8 protein-coding genes and 5 pseudogenes are annotated in these 17,805 nt (G+C 61.4%); 5 read left to right on the forward strand and 8 right to left on the reverse strand.

Annotation, left to right across the window (positions count from 1 at the left end; translation table 11 throughout):
- The coding region (locus AC1D00_RS02845) for a tetratricopeptide repeat protein (protein ID WP_477009588.1) at positions 1–451 on the forward strand (451 nt) is incomplete at its 5' end.
- 252 nt (positions 452–703) lie between these two features.
- Here AC1D00_RS02845 and AC1D00_RS02850 read toward each other — a convergent pair.
- The gene (locus AC1D00_RS02850; RefSeq protein ID WP_477009589.1) at positions 704–1,291 is read right to left on the reverse strand and encodes a YybH family protein; all 588 of its coding nucleotides are present in this window, start codon (positions 1,289–1,291) and stop codon (positions 704–706) included.
- Positions 1,292–2,453: 1,162 nt separating this feature from the next.
- On the opposite strand from AC1D00_RS02850, the gene AC1D00_RS02855 reads away from it, so the two are divergent.
- On the forward strand, positions 2,454–2,747 hold the full coding sequence (locus tag AC1D00_RS02855; protein WP_477009590.1) for a KTSC domain-containing protein: 294 nt from the start codon (positions 2,454–2,456) through the stop codon (positions 2,745–2,747).
- Positions 2,748–2,820: 73 nt separating this feature from the next.
- Here the strand turns inward: AC1D00_RS02855 and ligD are convergent.
- Positions 2,821–3,740: pseudogene (gene ligD, locus AC1D00_RS02860) on the reverse strand (non-homologous end-joining DNA ligase).
- A 117-nt stretch (positions 3,741–3,857) separates the two neighbouring features.
- Between ligD and AC1D00_RS02865 the strand changes: the two are divergent.
- A complete protein-coding gene (locus tag AC1D00_RS02865; protein ID WP_477009591.1) occupies positions 3,858–4,043 on the forward strand; it encodes a DUF3606 domain-containing protein in 186 nt (61 codons plus the stop codon).
- Positions 4,044–4,049: 6 nt separating this feature from the next.
- Here the strand turns inward: AC1D00_RS02865 and AC1D00_RS02870 are convergent.
- Positions 4,050–4,594: pseudogene (locus AC1D00_RS02870) on the reverse strand (3'-5' exonuclease); the annotation flags it as partial.
- Positions 4,595–5,550: 956 nt separating this feature from the next.
- On the opposite strand from AC1D00_RS02870, the gene AC1D00_RS02875 reads away from it, so the two are divergent.
- Positions 5,551–8,958: an adenylate/guanylate cyclase domain-containing protein gene (locus tag AC1D00_RS02875; protein ID WP_477009592.1), complete on the forward strand. Its 3,408-nt coding sequence runs from the start codon at positions 5,551–5,553 to the stop codon at positions 8,956–8,958.
- A 147-nt stretch (positions 8,959–9,105) separates the two neighbouring features.
- On the opposite strand, the gene AC1D00_RS02880 is transcribed toward AC1D00_RS02875, so the two are convergent.
- The 3 genes from AC1D00_RS02880 to AC1D00_RS02890 all read right to left on the reverse strand — a co-directional run bounded on the left by AC1D00_RS02880 (position 9,106) and on the right by AC1D00_RS02890 (position 14,331).
- Positions 9,106–9,561 carry an OsmC family protein gene (locus AC1D00_RS02880; RefSeq protein WP_477009593.1) on the reverse strand — a complete coding sequence of 152 codons (456 nt, stop codon included), beginning with the start codon at positions 9,559–9,561 and terminating at the stop codon, positions 9,106–9,108.
- A 408-nt stretch (positions 9,562–9,969) separates the two neighbouring features.
- The gene (locus AC1D00_RS02885) at positions 9,970–10,491 is read right to left on the reverse strand and encodes a septal ring lytic transglycosylase RlpA family protein (RefSeq protein WP_477009594.1); all 522 of its coding nucleotides are present in this window, start codon (positions 10,489–10,491) and stop codon (positions 9,970–9,972) included.
- A gap of 462 nt (positions 10,492–10,953) precedes the next feature.
- Positions 10,954–14,331 carry an ATP-binding protein gene (locus AC1D00_RS02890; RefSeq protein WP_477009595.1) on the reverse strand — a complete coding sequence of 1,126 codons (3,378 nt, stop codon included), beginning with the start codon at positions 14,329–14,331 and terminating at the stop codon, positions 10,954–10,956.
- A gap of 252 nt (positions 14,332–14,583) precedes the next feature.
- Here AC1D00_RS02890 and AC1D00_RS02895 point away from each other — a divergent pair.
- Positions 14,584–14,886 (forward strand): annotated as a pseudogene (locus AC1D00_RS02895) (adenylate/guanylate cyclase domain-containing protein); the annotation flags it as partial.
- A gap of 48 nt (positions 14,887–14,934) precedes the next feature.
- Here AC1D00_RS02895 and AC1D00_RS02900 read toward each other — a convergent pair.
- Both AC1D00_RS02900 and AC1D00_RS02905 read right to left on the reverse strand, forming a co-directional pair.
- Positions 14,935–16,439, reverse strand: a pseudogene (locus tag AC1D00_RS02900) (helix-hairpin-helix domain-containing protein); the annotation flags it as partial.
- Between the two features lie 1,060 nt (positions 16,440–17,499).
- A pseudogene (locus AC1D00_RS02905) lies at positions 17,500–17,805 on the reverse strand (AAA family ATPase); the annotation flags it as partial.

Consider the following 17,805-nt stretch of genomic DNA (forward strand, 5'->3'; position numbering starts at 1 on the left):
ACAGGGTCTACAGGGTCTCGCGCTCTTTTCGGCTGTCCGCCAAGTCACCAGACCGTACATGCTGGCCGTCTTGGCAGGCGCAAAAACGGAACTCGGCAGGCCGGATGAAGGGCTCGAATTGTTGAAGGATGCGCTCGCCTCGACAGCGGTGAGCGGTGAGCGCTGGTGGCAGGCCGAACTGCACCGCCTCAAGGGTCGGCTGCTTGCGGCACGCGGGCAACACGATGAGAGCGAAGCCTGTTTTCGATGCGCAATCGAGGTCAGCCGTGGACAGAGTGCGAAGACTCTGGAGCTTCGTGCTGCCACAAGCCTCGCGCGGTTCTTGAGCGACCGAGCCAGGAACGCCGAAGCCCGCGATCTCCTCGCCCCGATCTACGGCTGGTTCACCGAGGGTTTTCGCACGCCAGACTTGAAGGAGGCCAAAATCTTACTCGACGCGCTGGCGCGATGATGGGGCTCATGTCACGGAGTTTGTAAGGAACGTCCGCGGTTGGCCTTCGCGTCATTTCGCGTGCGCGTAACAATCAGATCGCTTTCAGGTCATAGCGGACATCAAATGGCAGGCAGGACCGGCTGGCTCAGTCGAGAATGACCCATAGCGGACCTCCGGTGGCAACGGCGTGAGTATCAGCCTGACCCACCTACGAACGGAATATCGAGGCGTCACGCTGCCTTGCATTTGTAGCCTTGACTATCGCAGCGGCTAAGGCATGCGGCTGGCATGATGGTGCACCAGCAACCACTTGCCACCGCGCTTCTCAAATATGTTCGTCGCAAGCGCCGAAATGTCCAGGACGTCACCGTTCGCACGATGTGCGTACACCTTTTCAATACCTACGACCCAAGCGACGTTGTCTTTGACCGTTACCTGCGGATTGTCCATCACAACGGCGAAGTCTTTGTATCGAACCGGATGGTCCGCATAACTTTTTTGGACGCCCTCCCAACCCTGTATCGGTGCTTTGCTTGCGGGGTGTATGACCGAAACAGATTCGTCCTGGGCCCAAGTCGCCTCAATAGCCTTGACGTCAAGCTTGGTAAACGCCTGTTCGACCTGCGTGTTCGCTRCAAGCACGTCAGCCTTATCATCTGCGCGTGCTGAGACGGCCCCAAATGCCATCAGGAGCAAGGGTATGAGGACGCGACTGAATGGTTTCATATAAGCCCCGTTGAGAAAGATGAACGTGTTTTGCGCTGATCGGGCGCGGGCGGAGCCGATGCCCGTTGCCGCGACGAACCCCCCGGCTGCGGCAATGCCGAGCAGATGACGAGAAATTTTGAGTTCAATCATGATGAGTACCCCCATTTTTTCTTAGCCCTGGAGGTAAAGGCTACCGCGGTGCCAACCAGTTGAAAAGGGCGTTTGTCGTGGCGCGCTTTGGAGTCAGGAAATGGCCCATCAGCGAAGTAGCGGCGCACCTCGTTGAGGTTCGCTCAGTGAGGCATGGCGGACCAGATTTGCTCAGGTTGAGTTCTTCGCATTTTGGCCTATTGCTGCCCAACAGCATCTAGCCTGGGGGCGGGTGCAGTTTATGCCAGTTTTCGCGAGCGGTTTCCGCTGATCCGCCGCGCCGTATTTCATCTTCTCTAAAATCTTTCCAATACCGGTAGGTGCAATATAGCCCGTAGAGCCAAAGAAAGACGAGCGCCAGAACAAGCGGACCAATCGAGCTTTTCACGAACTCGGGTGGATCGAGAATCTTCAGCAAAAAAATCAACGCGAGACATAGAGCTCCAGCAACTGCAAAGCCTCGCGCTCGTAACCGCCAAACTCGGACTTCCTCTGAAACAGTCATCCCTCTTCCTTAGGGGTACGTACGCACTCGCGCCTAACTGGCTCTGCGGCTTTCATCTTCGAACCGGGGACGACTGAGATGTCTCGTGAGCCGCCCTTCAGCGCCCCATCCGCGCCGTCTCGCGATGGGGGCCCACAGCAGGCAGGCCAAGTTCAACGCAATCAGTCCGATCATTAGATAGAGGCCGAAAAACACGTAAATGYAAGACGTGCCCCCAACGATAAGGATGAGCAGAACGGTGGGCGGGATTCTGAAGCGAAACATGCTCGCCATGGTAACACGACGTCGTCTACGTTAGCGCCTCTCCAGGAATAAGGTTTGCAGACAGTTTAAGTCTGCTTGTGGCCCTTCGCGACGTTTAGCTCCGCCGCGGAATTCGGTGGCTATCGGAGCACAACGGACATCCATCATGGCTTTGCAAACTGCCCGGCCTCCAGAGATGAAGCTTCCGCAAAAGCACGCTGCCCTACGGATACGGTCGTCTGGGTTAATCTACCCTCGAAGGTCTATCACTTCGCCGGCACTAGGAGCTACGGCACCACGAAGCGGGGCGCGTACATGTGCGAGAAAGAAGCAATCGCCGCCGAAGATCGCGCTTCGAAGACGGAAAAACATCCCTGAAGCCCAAATAAAAAACTCGGTCTAGGGACATACTTCATGTTTCGGTTCGCTGCCCTCATGACAGCCTCTCTCGCCGGCGTGACTTGGGCGGCGGCCGAGACCATCGACGTAAAGTATTACGGCAAACTGGATCTTGCGCCCTTCGCCTGCACYGATGTGTCGCGGAGCAGCTTCATCAACCGAGCGTGCTATGACAAGTCCCAGCAGTTCATGGTGGTGCAACTGAAATCGGTCTATTACCCGTATTGCGAGATGCCCGCAGCGATCTTCGAGGCATTTTTGACCGCACCGTCAGGGGCACTACTACAACGCCAACATCAAAGGCTCTGACCCTTCGACTGTCGTACACATGCGTTCCCAAATATTAGGTCCTGTTGGTGCAGGTTTCGGCTGCTCCGCCTTCTCAAAGGTCCTCGCGAAGCCCCTTGAAGAAAGGGTGCCGCACCTTGCCGTCCGCCGATTTCGCGCGGTACTCGACCTCGGCGAGCAGCTTCCGCTCCACCCAGATGCCCTTGTGGGCGATCCGCTTCGCGTACGGCTGCGTCTTTCGGATTAGCGGCTTCAGTCGCCTTTGCAGGTCGGCTGCGGAGACCTTGTCGAAGCCGTGGTCGACCTTGCCGGCGTAGACCAGGTCGTTCCCCTTGCGCCGACCGAGATAGATGCCACCCCACTTGCCTTCGTCGAGCGCGAAACCGGCGATCGTCAGCGTCTCGCGCTGCGCGCAAGTCTCCTTGACCCAGTTGTTGCCTCGGCCGCTGGCGTACGCGCTGTCGTGCACCTTCGAGACAACGCCCTCCAATCCGATCCTGCAGGCGTGCGCGAACATCTCGCGACTCTCCATCTCGAAGCTTTCGCTGAACTGAACCTCGGTGCCGTCGATGATCTTCTTGAGTTCGGCCTTGCGCTGGAAGAGCGGCAGCTTCCGGAGGTCGCGGCCGTTCAGGTACAGGAGATCGAAGGCGACCAGTACGATGCTGGTCGACCTGCCTTTCAGTTCGTTCTGAAGGACTGAGAAGTCGGTGGTGCCGTCCGCTGCGGGGACCACGACTTCGCCATCCACGATCGCCGACAGGGCCTTGATGTGCCAGGCGTCATCGGCGACCTTCTTGAAACGGTGGTCCAGTCGTGACCGCGGCGGGTGAAGACCTTCACGGCTTCGTTCGCCAGGTGGAGCTGGACGCGGTAGCCATCGAACTTGATTTCATGAATCCATCGCGCTCCGGACGGCACTTTCTCGATCGATGATGCCAAGGCCGGTTCTACGAAGCCGGGGAACGGCGCCTTCACGCCGATCGCCGCCGGTTTACGCCGCTGAAACGCCACGCAACGAACTCCAACGCAATAACTAGCGGACTCAAACCAGGACGGCACGATTCGTTTCCGGAACCCGCGAATCCTTGCGGCGTTGCATCGCCATCAAGTTCGCAAGAGGAGGAGCCGATGGCGGCAGCGAAGAAGAAGACCGCGCGTGGACGCAAGCAGGACCGGGCACGCGTCGCCAAGGGGCAGGACTACGAAGTCCGCTACGAAGCGAAGAAGACCGGCCGCGCGGCATCGGCCGTGAAGAAGGCTGTCAAGAAGGTCGGCAACAGCCGCAAGCGGGTCGAGGAGCGTCTCGAGCGGTAGGCTGCCTCAGATCCGGCCGGAGAACCGTGTGAATGCGGTCAGCCTCTGTACGGTTAGCTCGACGTCCTGCATGTAGATCTGGGTCCGCAGGAACGCGAGCTCGTCGTCCAGGGCAGTCTCGTCGACGTCTCTGAACCAGGACTTCGGCCTGCCGTCGCTGCCGTCGTTCCAGCGATAGCCCCTGCGTTTCAGCGAATCCTTGAGCTCGAATGCGGTCTGCTCCGCCCAGACCCGCAGCGTCGGCTTGCGGGCGGTCTCCAGCAGGAGCGCAGCGCCGGCGAGCCAGTCGTCGGTAATTCGAAAGCGAGCACCTCCAGCAGAGCGTGGCAATCATCAACCGCCCGGTGCGCCTGATGGAAGTAGCCCGCGCCATTCAGCAGATATCCGAGCTGCGAGCCCGCGAAGCCGTGCTTGCGCCAGTCGATTTCGCTCATGCTGCAGCCCCACGCCTTGTGCTCGAACACGGGCCAGTAGCGTTCGGCGAATTTTCTGTCGAAGCCGCTGTTGTGCGCGATCGTGATGACTGCGCTATCGACGAAGGCCGTGACGGCCAGCCGAGCCGCCTGTATTGTCCAAGGCGGCTCAACGGCGAGGTTTCTTCCCATGCTCGGCACCGGGAGCGATTGACGGTGAGCGTTCCTCCAATTCCCGGAGCCGTTCGATTTGCGTCTTGAGGCTCTCCGGTTGTTCGGGCTCGGGCTTCATCACTCTCCGCAGCTTCTCGCCAATTTCTTTGGTAATTGCTCGGCTGTGTTGTGGTCTATGTCAATGCGGCGGGGCATAACCAAACCTGTTGCGCCCGTCCCGTGGCTTTTTTCGCCTGCGAGCACGGCTGCCCACCCTGGGAGATCGCCGCTTTTGGCTATCTGCGCGAGGCTTGTTTTTGAGAACAGCGGGTCGCTGGTAGCGACCTTTGGCTATCCGCGACATGCGCCGTTAAGTACCGGCGAGCGACGGTCTCATATCGCCTTAAAGCCTGGCAGAGCTTTCGTTCCTTTGGTCTCTAAATCGCGACGCAGTGTTCGATTTGATGAAGAGGACTAAGGTCAGGTTTGTTACGCTCGCTCTGCGCGGCCACTGCCTACCCAGCGTCTTCCAAAATGATAGAGGCCACCAGACTAAGGCGGCCTTACAATTGAGATACCAAAAGGGTCACGCACGCGATCAGCGTTGCCGTACTGAGGGTCACTACGACGAGAGCTTGTTCACTGCGGGCTTGCAGATCGTCATCGTCCATTGATCCCAACGCCAAGATCACCCATCTGGTTTCCATCCACAGAGAAAGACTGCCTGGTTTCGGCTGTGGAACTCAGCAACTGCCGGGTCGTCCCGACATCAACTACTTCCGGTCCATCGCGCTGAGCAGACATTCTAAGCTACTCTCGGCATGTCTCAAACGGCCAGGAGCTGCCTTCCTTCCCCCATCAACTCGTGACGTTTCACCGCGGTCCCCGCACACGTTTTTAAAGTAGGCTGAAGCACTATCGTGGAGCCGGGAGATGAGCCCATGGACGTCGCGGCGTGGCTGCGTGGTTTGGGGCTGGAACAGTACGAGCAGGCGTTCCGCGAGAACGACGTCGACGCCGAGGTCCTGGCCGATCTCACCGGCGAGGATTTGATCGGGCTCGGCGTCGCCTCGATCGGCCATCGCCGCAAGCTGCTCGCCGCCATTGCTGCCCTGCGTGCCGGCTCAATTTCGGCCACCACTCCTGCCACGTCCGCCCCCACCGCTATCTCCGAAAAGGCTTGGCTTGCATCCGAGGCCGAGCGCCGCCAGCTCACGGTGATGTTTGTCGACCTGGTCGACTCGACCGCCCTCGCGGCGCGCCTCGATCCGGAGGAAATGGCCGAAGTCCTGCGGATCTATCAGAGCGTAGTGACCGGCGCGGTCGCGCGGTTCGAAGGGCATCTGGCAAAGTACATGGGGGATGGTGTGCTGGCCTATTTCGGTTATCCGCGCGCCCACGAGGATGAGGCCGAACGCGCCGTGCGGGCCGGCCTCGCTGCAGTCGCGGCGGTGCACGGCCTGGAATCGGCGCATGGCGAGGCACTGGCCGCCCGGGTCGGCATCGCGACCGGCCCGGTGGTTGTCGGCGAGCTGATTGGCGAAGGCGCGGCGCGGCAGGAGACGGTGGTCGGCGACACGCCAAACCTCGCGGCGCGGCTGCAAGCCTTGGCCGACCCGGGCACGGTGGTGATCTCCGCTCGCACCCGGGGGCTCGTTGGCGGGCTGTTCGAACTCGCCGAGCTCGGCATGCAGATCTTGAAGGGATTTCCCGTACCGGTACGGCCGTGGCGGGTGGTCGGGGAAGGCGCCGCCGAGAGCCGGTTCGAGGCGTTGCACGGGGCAGGTCTGACGCCGCTTGTCGGCCGCGAAAATGAGATCGGCTTGCTGCTCGAGCACTGGGAGCGAGCCAAGGRGGGTGAAGGCCAGGTGGTGCTGCTGGCGGGCGAGGCTGGCATCGGCAAATCACGCCTTGTGCGGACGCTGCGCGAACGACTTGAAGATGAGCCGCATACCACCCTGAGCCACTACTGCTCACCGCACCATCAGACCAGCCCGCTTTATCCGGTGATCGGCCTGCTGGAGCGGGCGGCGGGCTTCGCCGCGGACGATTCGGCCGCGACGAGACTCGACAAGCTCGAGGCGCTGCTTGCGCTATCGACCGATGATGTCTCGGCAGTGGCGCCGCTGCTCGCGGCATTACTGTCGCTCGACCCAGGTGCGCGGTACCCGCCCCTCGAGATGAGCCCGCATCGGCAGAAGGAGCGGATGCTCGAGGAGCTGGTCGCTCAGGTATTGGGGCTCGCAGCAAGGCGGCCCGTGCTGGCCATGTACGAGGACGTGCACTGGGCAGATCCGACCTCGCTCGAGCTGCTCGACCTCCTGGTCGACCGGGTGCAAGGCGCCCGCGTACTCGTCCTCATGACCTTCCGGCCCGAGTTCGAGCCGCCTTGGATGCGCTATCCCCATGTCACCGCGCTAACCCTCTGCCGCTTGAGCCGTCGGCAGGGTGCGGCCATGGTCGCGCGGCTGAGCGGCGGCAAGGCGCTACCGCCTGCCGTGCTCGACCAGATCGTTGCCAAGACGGACGGCGTGCCGCTGTTCGTCGAGGAACTGACGCGGACCGTGCTCGAGACCAATTTGCTGCGCGATGAGGGCGACCATTACGCGCTCGCCGGGCCGCTGCCGCCGATGGCGATCCCGGCCACACTCCAGGAGTCGCTGTTGGCGCGGCTCGACCGGCTGGCTCCGGCCCGGGAGGTGGCCCAAGTCGCAGCCGCGATTGGCCGGGAATTCTCTCACGAACTGCTCGCGATCGCGGCCGCGCTGCCGGAGAGCGATCTGCAGGCGGGGTTGGACGAGCTTGTCGACTCGGGCTTGGTGTTCCGGCGCGGAACGCCGCCGCAGGCGACCTACAGCTTCAAGCATGCGCTCGTGCAGGACACCGCCTATGCCACGCTGGTGCGCGCGAAGCGGCAGCGCCTGCACGCCCGGATCGCTGCCGCGCTTGAGCAGCATTTTCCCGAGAAGGTGCAGGTGCAGCCCGAACTTCTGGCCCACCATTACACGGAGGCCGGACTGGTCGAACCGGCGGTCGACTATTGGCTGAGGGCGGGACAGCGAGCCATCACGCGCTCGGCGATGTCCGAAGCGCTGGCGCAGTTGCGGAATGGGTTGCGCCTGCTTGCGCGCTTGCCCGAGGTCAACCGCCCGCGGCGAGAACTGGACCTCCAGGTGGCGTTGGGTGTGGCACTGATGGCAACGCAAGGCTGGGCAGCGCCGGAAGCCGGGCGGGCCAACGCCCGTGCTCGCGAGCTCTGCGAGCAGCTCGGCGCCACCGCCCAGCTCTGGCCCGTGCTCTACGGTCAATGGGTGTTCCACGGGGTGCGAGGCGAGCACAACGCGGCGCGAAGCGTGGCAGAAGAGTTTCTCCGCCGGGCGCAGGACCATAATGACACGTCGCCGGCGGTGGTTGCTCACCGCATCTGCGGGACCGGCGCATTATGGCGCGGCGAGCTGCCTGCTGCCCGCATCCATCTGGAGCGGACGCTGGCCCTCTATGACCCGGAACAGCATCACTCGCTCGCCTCTCTCTACGTGCAGGATCCGCGGGTGGCGGCGCTGTCGGGACTCTCATGGACATTGTTGGCGCTGGGCTATCCGGAGCAGGCCCGGACGCGGAGCCGCGAAGCCCTCGATGCGGCACGTGAGCTCGCTCACCTCAACACAGTGGCGTACGCCCTTTTGTTCGCGTCTTTCTTCGAGCAGTATTGTCTGGCGTGGCGTGAGGCGAAGGACCGAGCGGAAGCACTGGTTGAGCTCTCGACCGAACAGGGATTTCCGCATTTCCTCGCGCCCGCCACGGTAATCCGGGGTTGGGCTCTGACTCAATCGGGGGAAGCGGAGACAGGGCTCACGCAGCTTCGGCAGGGCCTGCCGGGATGGCGTGCCACCGGGGCTGGCCTCTACGAGCCGTATTTCCTCGGCCTGCAGGCGGAGGCGAACGGCTGTTTGGGCGCAGTGGATGAAGGTTTGGAGCTGGTTGCAAAGGCGCTGGACCGCGTGGAAGAAACCGGCGAGGGATGGTTCGAGGCCGAACTCCATCGGATCATGGGCGAGCTGATGTTGCAGTTGCCCAAGCCCGACCCGATCGCTGCGGAAGCACAGTTCGGGCAGGCCGCTGCAACGGCGCGCCAGCAAGGCGCCAAGCTGTGGGAATTGCGCGCAGCGACAGATCTTGCACGACTTTGGAGAGAGCAGGGTCGGCGCGGCGAGGCTCACGACCTGCTCGCCCCGCTATATAGTCAGTTTACCGAGGGCTTTGCGACACCGGATCTGGAGGCTGCCAGAGCAACCCTTCGCTCGATCACTACCAGCTCCGACCCGAAGAACCCGACCACCGGTAGTTGATGCGGTGGACGAGCACAGCCAATCGCTTGGACGGGATGGTTTTCAGCAGTGGCATGAGCCGCTCGCGTCTGAACGGCGGCTCGGGGTCAAAACTTGAAATGCCGAACTTGTCGGCGTAGGTTCGAGATCGGACATTGCCTGGTCGCTCTAGCGAGAGGGCGCAACGATAAGTTCCGCAGTGAGCGTGACACTCGATCTTATGGAATTCGAGATGAAGCACTGTGCTTCGACACTTTCCATGATTTCGCGGGCGCGTTCGAATTCGGCGTTGTCTTTGACGGTTACGCGAGGTCGAACGATGACTTCCGTGATGCGGTACTTGCCTTCGATATTTTCGAGCAGGCCCTCGGCTTCACTCTCATATCGCACCGGCGTCAGACCTTTTGATTGGGCGAGTTTGAGAAAAGTCAGCATCATGCATGTATTGACTGAGCCTACGAGTAGCTCTTCAGGCGCCCAGACATCCGGCTCGCCTTTAAACTCAGGTGGGCTGCCAACCACGATGTTTGGCTTTCCGGACGCATAAAGCGTACCCCTTCGCGCGGAACTCCAGGCTGTATTGGCCTTGTAGCGAAAAGATTTGTAGGCTCTCTTTGTCTCCACGCAAACCTCCTACGCCGCTGCCGCCGAACGAAGGGGTTCGGCGTTTCTCTCGAACCATATCGCGACGCAGCTTTAGGTCTGAAGTGGGTCAGATGCAGCGGTAAGGTCCAGGCCGAACGATGTTAGATTGATCACCGACAGCAGACGTAATTTGCTGCGTCGCAGCCAAACCTTCGCGCGGTGAAGCTGGGTGGCGATGAAGCCGGGCTGGCTCCGGCCCATCCGCACGAAAGCGGGAACCGGCGGCACCTGATGCCGATGCTGCCTGGGCGAATGCTCGATGCGAATTCAGTGGGAGCGCATCCAGCATAAAACGGAATGCCGCTGCGCAGGCGACGCAAGGCAGCCGTGTGAGCCGCGTCCGGTCATTGAGAAAGCACCCAAGCTAATGCAGTGCGTAGGTATCAGCTACAGCACTTCAGCATGAACTTGGGCCACGCCACGGTCTGCAATACCCAAGCTGCGCGCGGCGCCAAGTGAAAGGTCGAGGACACGGCCGCGAACCCTTGGTCCGCGGTCGGTGATACGAACCACCACCGAGTTGTGGCTCTTAGTATCAGTGACGCGAACTCTCGTGCCAAACGGCAGGCTACGATGCGCTGCGGTTAGTGCGTCCCGTTTGAACGGAGCACCGCTGGCTGTCTTCCCTTTCTTGTATGAATAGAACGAGGCTTTTCCGGAAAAAGCTCGGTTGAAAGATTGACTGKCTGGACGAACTTCCGCATCACGTGTCGGTTCTTGGTCGATCGGACGCTGCGCCTGCGGCTCATCCCTCTTTGTCTGGTCGGGTCTTTCAGGAGAGGGTTCAGCGTGAGCCTTTGGAATGATGGACCACCTTTCATCAAAGGACTGAGCTACAGCAGGGTTCGCAGGAATCGCCATCCAGGTCAGGACTGCTCCAATCGCGATCATTCCAGAAAGATGACGCATGATCGGCCTCAATACAGATCGAAAAACAAAAGACCAATGCAAACTGGTGAACTCTGTTCCTGCATGTGCTCGGAGTCACATGCGAGAGGTGAATGCATACCGACATTCAATGTGATGCACTAAGGTCCGTAGGCGCAGTGCAGCAAGCAGACCTTTGCTGCAGCGCATCACGTTGACTGAGTGGCAGTTGAGGGTGCTTTGCGACTCTGGACGCCACACCAACACCGACTCGAACAAAATGGACGCGGGCGTCCCGCGCTGAAGCCGTGATTTAGATGCAGGGAAGAACAGTGATGCCGGATCCGACGGAGATGCGCCGAAATCGACGCGACTGACTTCACAACAGACATTGGGAAAATCGCGAGCGGCTAGTGTGACAAGCGAGCCAAGGGACTTAGGCCGCCGACCGCGTACTTCAAATTCTTAAACTCAACCATGCTGACCTGCACCACCACGGGTCCCTCATTGCGCCAGTTCGTCGAGCATCGCCTTCGCCTGCTTCAAGTCCAACGTGTTAAAGCCCTCGCTGAACCAGCCGTAGACCGGAGCGAGAAGGTCTCTGGCTTCGTGTAGCTTTCCTTGATCGCGCCACAGCCGCGCCATGCTCATCGCGGAACGGAGTTCCCAGGACTTTGCCTGCTGCTTGCGCGCCACTACGAGCGCGCGGTGAAAAAAAACTTCCGCTTTCACCGGATCTGATTTCGGCAACAACAGCGCGATCTCCTCGGCAGTGCGGTTGATCTCCGCCTCGCACCACGTTTCCTTGGTTTCTTCAATTGATGCCAGTGCCTCGTCGATACAAGTCCAACTGTCGTCGAATTTTCCGACCTCCGCGTAGCTATTTGCCAAAAATGATAGAAACAGCGGCATCCACACTGTTGCTCCCGTTGATCGCCATGCGGCCATACCGGACGTGATCGTTTGAATTGCATCCAGGTGTTTGCCGACCAAGGCAAAAAGCCAACCCCGCCGGAGGAGCCCGCCCGCTATCCAGAACGAAGCACGTTTTTCGTCGGCTAGAGCAACTAGTTCTTCGATGAGCTCGTTCGCCGTAGCGTGATCTCCACAATACAYGTGGATAAACGATACGTGGAAGAGCGCAAACATGAGCGTAGCGGCGTGGCCGATTTCGCGCGCCTCCTTGAGCGCTTGGTCAGCGTCCGCCAGCGCAGCCTCCGGATGGCCAAGCGACCACAATGCCCACGAACGCCAGGGCAAAATTACCACTCGCACGTCCTGACCAAAGCGCGCCGCCAGCACGCGATGGACGGCGGGGTCGTACAGTGCGATAGCCCAATCCAGATGCGCGCGCGCTTGCACGAAATTTCCTGCGGCAAGTAAAGACATACCCACCAAGCGATGCCCAACCATCAGCGGCACTGTTTCACTTCGTATTTCTGCGAGCGCTAAGAAATGGGACGCAAGCTCGCGCATCACGTCGCCCCTGAATGAGATAAAGCTCGCGACCCATGAGCCGTAGAGTACGGTGAACAGCAGCAGTGGGTCTTCGGGAGACTCTCCGAGCACTTCGGCTTGTTCGATTAGCACACGTGCCCGCTCCACGGTCGCCCTGGTTTCAGGCGCTGCATACCCCTTGAGATGGGAAAGTGGGGTTATGAGCGCAACCTGAAGCTTGATTTGTTCGCACCGCAGGGCTGGCGTTCCGGGCAAGCTCGCAATCTGGTCTAGTGCCCGGGTGAACTGCGCCACGGCCTCCTCCAGCGCCGAGCGCTCCAGCGAGAGCTGTCCCGCCTTGCCCCACAAACCCGCGGCCTTTTCGATCTGCCCGGCCTCGGTGCAGTGACGCGCAAGTACTTCCGGCTGGCTCTCGGCCGTCTCCGCGAACTGATCTTCAAGGGTTTGGGCGATGCGGGCGTGAAGCAGGCGTCTCGGCTCGCGTAGCAACGTGCCGTAGGCCGCGTCTTGCACCAGAGCATGCTTAAACAGGTAGGTCACATCCGGCGGCACGCCGCGCCGGAATAGTAATCCAGCTTCAACGAGACGTTGGAGCGCTGCTCCCAACGCCGCCTCTGGCTTGCTCGCAACCGCGGCCAGCAGGGGATAGGAGAACTCCCGCCCGATTGCCGCGCCAACCTGCGCCACCTCCTTAGCGGGGCCGAGCCGGTCGAGCCGTGCCATGAGCGACGCATGCAGGCTTGCCGGGACAGCCGTGGCCGGGCACGGGACCTGAGCAGTGGTCCGCCGCGCTTCGCTTTCGCTCTCCGCCTCCAGAACCGCCCTTGTCATCTCCTCCACGAACAGAGGAATGCCGTCGGTGCGCTCAACGATATTCTCCCGGATGCCGGGCGGCAGCGGCGCGCTGCCCATGAGACCATCGATCATGGCGATAACGTCGCGCTCCGTTAGCCGATTGAGCATCAGGCCCGAGACGTAACGCCGTCCGATCCAGGGCGCCTCGAACTCCGGCCGGAACGTCACGATCAGCAGCACGGGAAGGGTCGCAATCACGTCCACAACCTGACCGAACGCTTCCAAGCTTGTCGGGTCGGTCCAATGCGCATCCTCGAAAATCATCAGCACCGGAGTCCGACGGGTCAGCGCCTCCAATTGTGAGATGAGCGCTTCCAGCGTTTTTTGCCTGCGCTGCTGCGGCGCCAAGTCGAGCACGGGATAACGTCCATCATTCAAGAGCGACAGCATCTCTGCAAAAAGCGCGGCATCCTGGGCGGGGGTCGAGGTCTGCACAAGCATGGCATCGAGCTTGTCGAGCTTCACTTGCAAATCGTCGTGATGCGCGAACCCAGCAGCACGCTCCATCTGGCCGATAATCGGATAGAGGGCGCTATTCGTGTGCTGGGGCGAGCAGAAGTACCGCAAACGGGTGTGCGGTTCGGCGGCGACGCGTTCCAGCAGCGCGGCTGTGAGCCGCGATTTTCCGATGCCGGCCTCGCCCGAGAGCAGCACCACCTGGCCTTCGCCAGTCTTTGCCGTGCACCACCTCCGAAGCAGCATTTCGAACTCTTCTTGGCGGCCGATGAGTTCAGTGAGTCTACCTGCGTGTAGAGCCTCGAAGCGGCCCTCGACCAAAGAAGGTCTCAGTGCTACCCAGACTCTGATGCTGCCCGGGATGCCTTTGAGTTCCTGGGATCCAAGGTCCTTTAGGTCAAACAGATTGCCCACGAGCCTTCGCGTGCTCTCTGAGATGAGCACTGCGTTGGGCTCAGCCATGCCTTGCAGACGTGCGGCGATGTTGGGTGTTTCCCCGACGATGCCGTGCTCCTGTGCCTCCCCTGATCCGATCAGATCGCCAACCACCACAAGCCCCGTCGCAATGCCAACGCGCGCTTGCAGCGTAACGGACAATTTGAGCGCCCCAACTGCCGCAATCGCCTCCAGTGCTGCGCGCACGGCTCGCTCAGCGTCGTCTTCGTGCGCCAGCGGATAGCCAAAGTAAACGAGCACCCCGTCGCCCATGTATTTCGCGGCGAAGCCCCCAAAGCGCCTGACAATGTCAGCGACGCATCTCTGATAGGCCGAAATGATCTCGCGTAGGTCCTCCGGGTCCATACGTGCGGAGAGCGCCGTCGAACCGACGAGGTCCGAGAACATTACGGTGATGTGGCGGCGCTCGGCGACATTCTCGGCGGCTTTGTCGGTCGCCAGAGGCGCGTCGGATAACGACGCTGATGCACCCGCGTCGGCCTGCAAGGTGGCGATGGCGTTGAGCAGCTTACGGCGATGCCCGACAATTGCGACGCCGAGATCCTTCAAGTCCTCTGCCGTCAAGCTCGGGAGGACAAACTCGTCGATCTCGTTCTCGCGGAATGCCGCCTCATACTCTTCGAGGCCGAGCCTCCGCAACCAATCTCCGACGTCCATGGCGGCGCCTCTGGTTCGGCGACCGCTGCATGATTCCCCAGGCGAGACCGTCTGTCTAGGTAACTGCTAAAGACCGGTCTGGGTCAAAATGCACCGTTTGGCGGCAGGCCCGTCCGTATCCGGTCGACCCCCAATGAGCCGACAAATTGGCGCTTCGCCTGCACATCGTGTTCGGGCCAACAGCCGACATCGGTCTGGGTGGGCAATCCATCTAATCCGGAGTACAATGGCATCCAAAGTGGATCGCGGGCCATGGCGCARGAGCGGCTAGGGCGGGTCGAGCGCAGACTGGCGGCTATATTGGCCGCCGACGTAGCTGGCTATTCGAGGCTCATGCATCATGACGAAGAGGCGACGCACACCAAACTGACAGCGCTCTTGGCGGAGGCTGTTGATCCAGCAATCACCGAACACAGCGGCCGGATAGTCAAGAATATCGGCGACGGGTTCTTGGCAGAATTTCCGAGCGCCGTCGAAGCGGTTCGAGCTGCGGTGCAGTTCCAGAGCCGCGTCAAGGAGCTGACCGCTAATGAAGTTGAAGAATGGCGCAGCGCCCCAATCGAACGCAACCCCTAGACGTCGCTCTTTTCGCCAAACGATGTGACATGGCCGCTTAAGCTGGTCGCTGTGCCAGCGCCAATCCAGATCGAGGCGCCACGGATGAGCGTTGACCTCGACAACGACGTCATGCTTGGTGCAGGCACGCAGCACTTTCTCGACATCGATCTCGTAGCCTGGCCGCCGCTGGAGCTGGCGCCCGGTCATGAGGCCGATGATGGTGGTGTGAGGGTGCGAGATGGCCCGAAGCAAGCGCTGCGTCTGGGCCTTGCGGTCCAGCTTGAAGCGACCGTGGATGCTCGCGACCACGAAATCGAAGCGCTTCAGCACGTCGTCCGCATAGTCCAGTGAGCCGTCCGCCAGAATGTCGGACTCGATGCCTTTGAGGATCCGGAAATCCTTGCCGAAACGCTTGTTTAAGCGGTCCGCTTCCCGGTGCTGCTGCGCGATCTCCTCCTCCGAGAGACCGCCCGCATAGTGCGCGGACTTGGAATGGTCGGCGACCCCGAAATACTCGAAACCGCGCTTGCACGTAGCCTTGGCCATGGTCTCCAAGGTCTCGGTGCCGTCGGATGCATCCGTGTGGCAGTGAAGGATTCCACGCAGGTCCTGGTCGTTGACGAGCTTCGGCAACTTACCCCTCAGAGCCAGCTCGAGCTCACCGCGCCCCTCCCGAAGTTCGGGATCGATGAAAGGCAGACCGAAGGCGCGATAGATCTCGGCCTCGTCGCCGGCGATCAGGGTGCGGCCCTTGTGCAAGCCGTCGGCCTCCAACCGCATTCCTTTCTCCGCGGCCAAAGCCTCGAGCTGTTCAACGTGAGCGGCAGAGCCGGTGGCGAAAAGAAGGGTGGCGCCGAAATGCTTGCGGTCGGACAAGCGGATCTGCAATCCATCCGCCGCGGACGCCTTCGACGTTTTGGCGTCCTTGGGCGCTTCTGCAACGATCGTGAGATCACCGACGAGTTCGCAGCCGCGGCGGAAATCACCTGCGATCGTGATGCGCTTGAGCTCGGGCCGGGCCTTGCGAAGCGAGTCCTTGGCGTTCGCGAGCAGGACAGCGGCACGGTGCAGGTGGAGCCGGCCTTCTCCGCTTTTCGCGATGGCGAGGTTCTGCAGGATCTTGGTCTGCAGCGCGGCGCCAAGTCCCTTGGCCTTCTTGATGCGGTCGTCGTTGGCGGCGGCCTCCAATTCCGCAAGCGATGCGATGCCGAGATCCTTGTAGAGACGCAGCACTTTCTCGGGGCGGAGACCCGGCACGGCGAGCATCTCGAGCCCGCCCTCGGGAATCTCCTTCCGCAGCTTTTCGAGGCTTGGATGTGTGCCGTCTTGTGTAGCTTGGTGATGATGTCGGCGATCGCATCGCCGACGCCGGGAGTCTCGGTGAGCCGGTCTTCGGCGATGAGTACATCGAGTGGGACGGGAAGAGCTGCCAGGCTGTCAGCGGCCCGAGAATAGGCTTTTGCCCGGTAGGGGTTGCCGCCACGCAAGGCGGTGCGCTGCGCATATTCCCGCAGCAGGCTTGCTACACCGCGGGTGTCGAGGGAGGGCACTCAACAAGCCTCCCGTCCTGCGTCCTGCGACCTCGGCGGACCAAAGCGATTCCCAGCGCCCGCGCCTTCGCCGGGCGGACGGTCGAGAGACCTCTCAAGCTTCTGGGCTGCCCGGAAGTCCTCAAGGTGCTGCGTATTCGGGCCGTAAGCGGCCTCTTTCTTGAGGAGATTATAGATCCGCCCGGCCAGCAGCTGCAGATGCTTCATCCTGCCGTGCGGCATGGATCGAGCCTTACATAGAGCGCGGACAGCGTAAGCCCGGAAGTAGTCGAAAGCGTCTGACATGATGTCATAACGCCTGGTCTCCCCTATAGTTCGGTTGCTGGCCTGGCCCGCTGGGAGGGCGCCCCCAAAGTCCTCGCACATTCCCTTGAGAACGGATGCTGCACCTTCCCCACGGCCGATTTCGCCCGGTCCTCAATTCCGCCAGCAGCGTCGGCTCGACCAAACGCCTAGGAACGAAACGCAGCAGCGTGGCTTCTTCGCTAAAGGAGGCGCCCCATGAAACGCTCAGGCATTGCACTTGTCTTAGCTCTCGTCATCCCTTGCGCAGCATTTGCCCAAGGTGGGGGCGGAGGCGGTGGAGGCGGCGGCGGTGGTGCCGGCGGATCTGCCGGTGGAAGCGCTGGCGGTGCGTCGTCCTCTGCAGGTGCAGGGGGTTCGACTGCAGCATCTTCGTCCGCTGCAGGAGCCGCAGGCGCTGCGAACTCGGGCGGGACGGCAAGCCCGTCGGCTACTGCCCCGAATGCAAATACCAATCCAACCACCGGCACCACCAATGCGATAACCGATATCACCAATGGCACTCCCACCCCTCAATCCGGGCTCAATCAGGGAGCGGTCAATGGAAACAGCACGAATGCCGCAAGCCCCGGCACCAATGCTGCCGGAACCGCAGCTTCATCGGGAACGCCTGCTGCTAGTACTCAGGGGGCCGCCGCGGGCGGGATCGGTCGGCCGACGACCACTGATCAACACGATAGTGACGCCAAGATCGATCAGGAGAACAGCAAAGTCGACCAGACCGTGAAAAAGATATGCAAAAATTGCTAAAGCATCACAAGCCAATCACCGGATAGAGCGGGCTGGTCTGATGGTGCGGTGAGCAGTAGTGGCTCAGGGCCGTATGCGCCTCATCTTCARGTCGCCCGCGCAGCGCCCGCAGGAGGCGCGACTTGCCGATGCCAGGCTCGCCCGACAGCAGCACCACCTGGCCCTCCCCCTCCTTGGCGCGCTCCCACTGCTCGAGCAGCAGGCCAATCTCATGCTCGCGACCGACCAGCGGCGTCAGACCTGCTCCGTGCAGTGCCTCGAACCGGCTCTCGGCGGCGCCTTCTCCGACCACGCGCCACGCCCGCACCGGAAC

It is taken from the genome of Bradyrhizobium sp. P2_E8 (genome assembly GCF_056403875.1).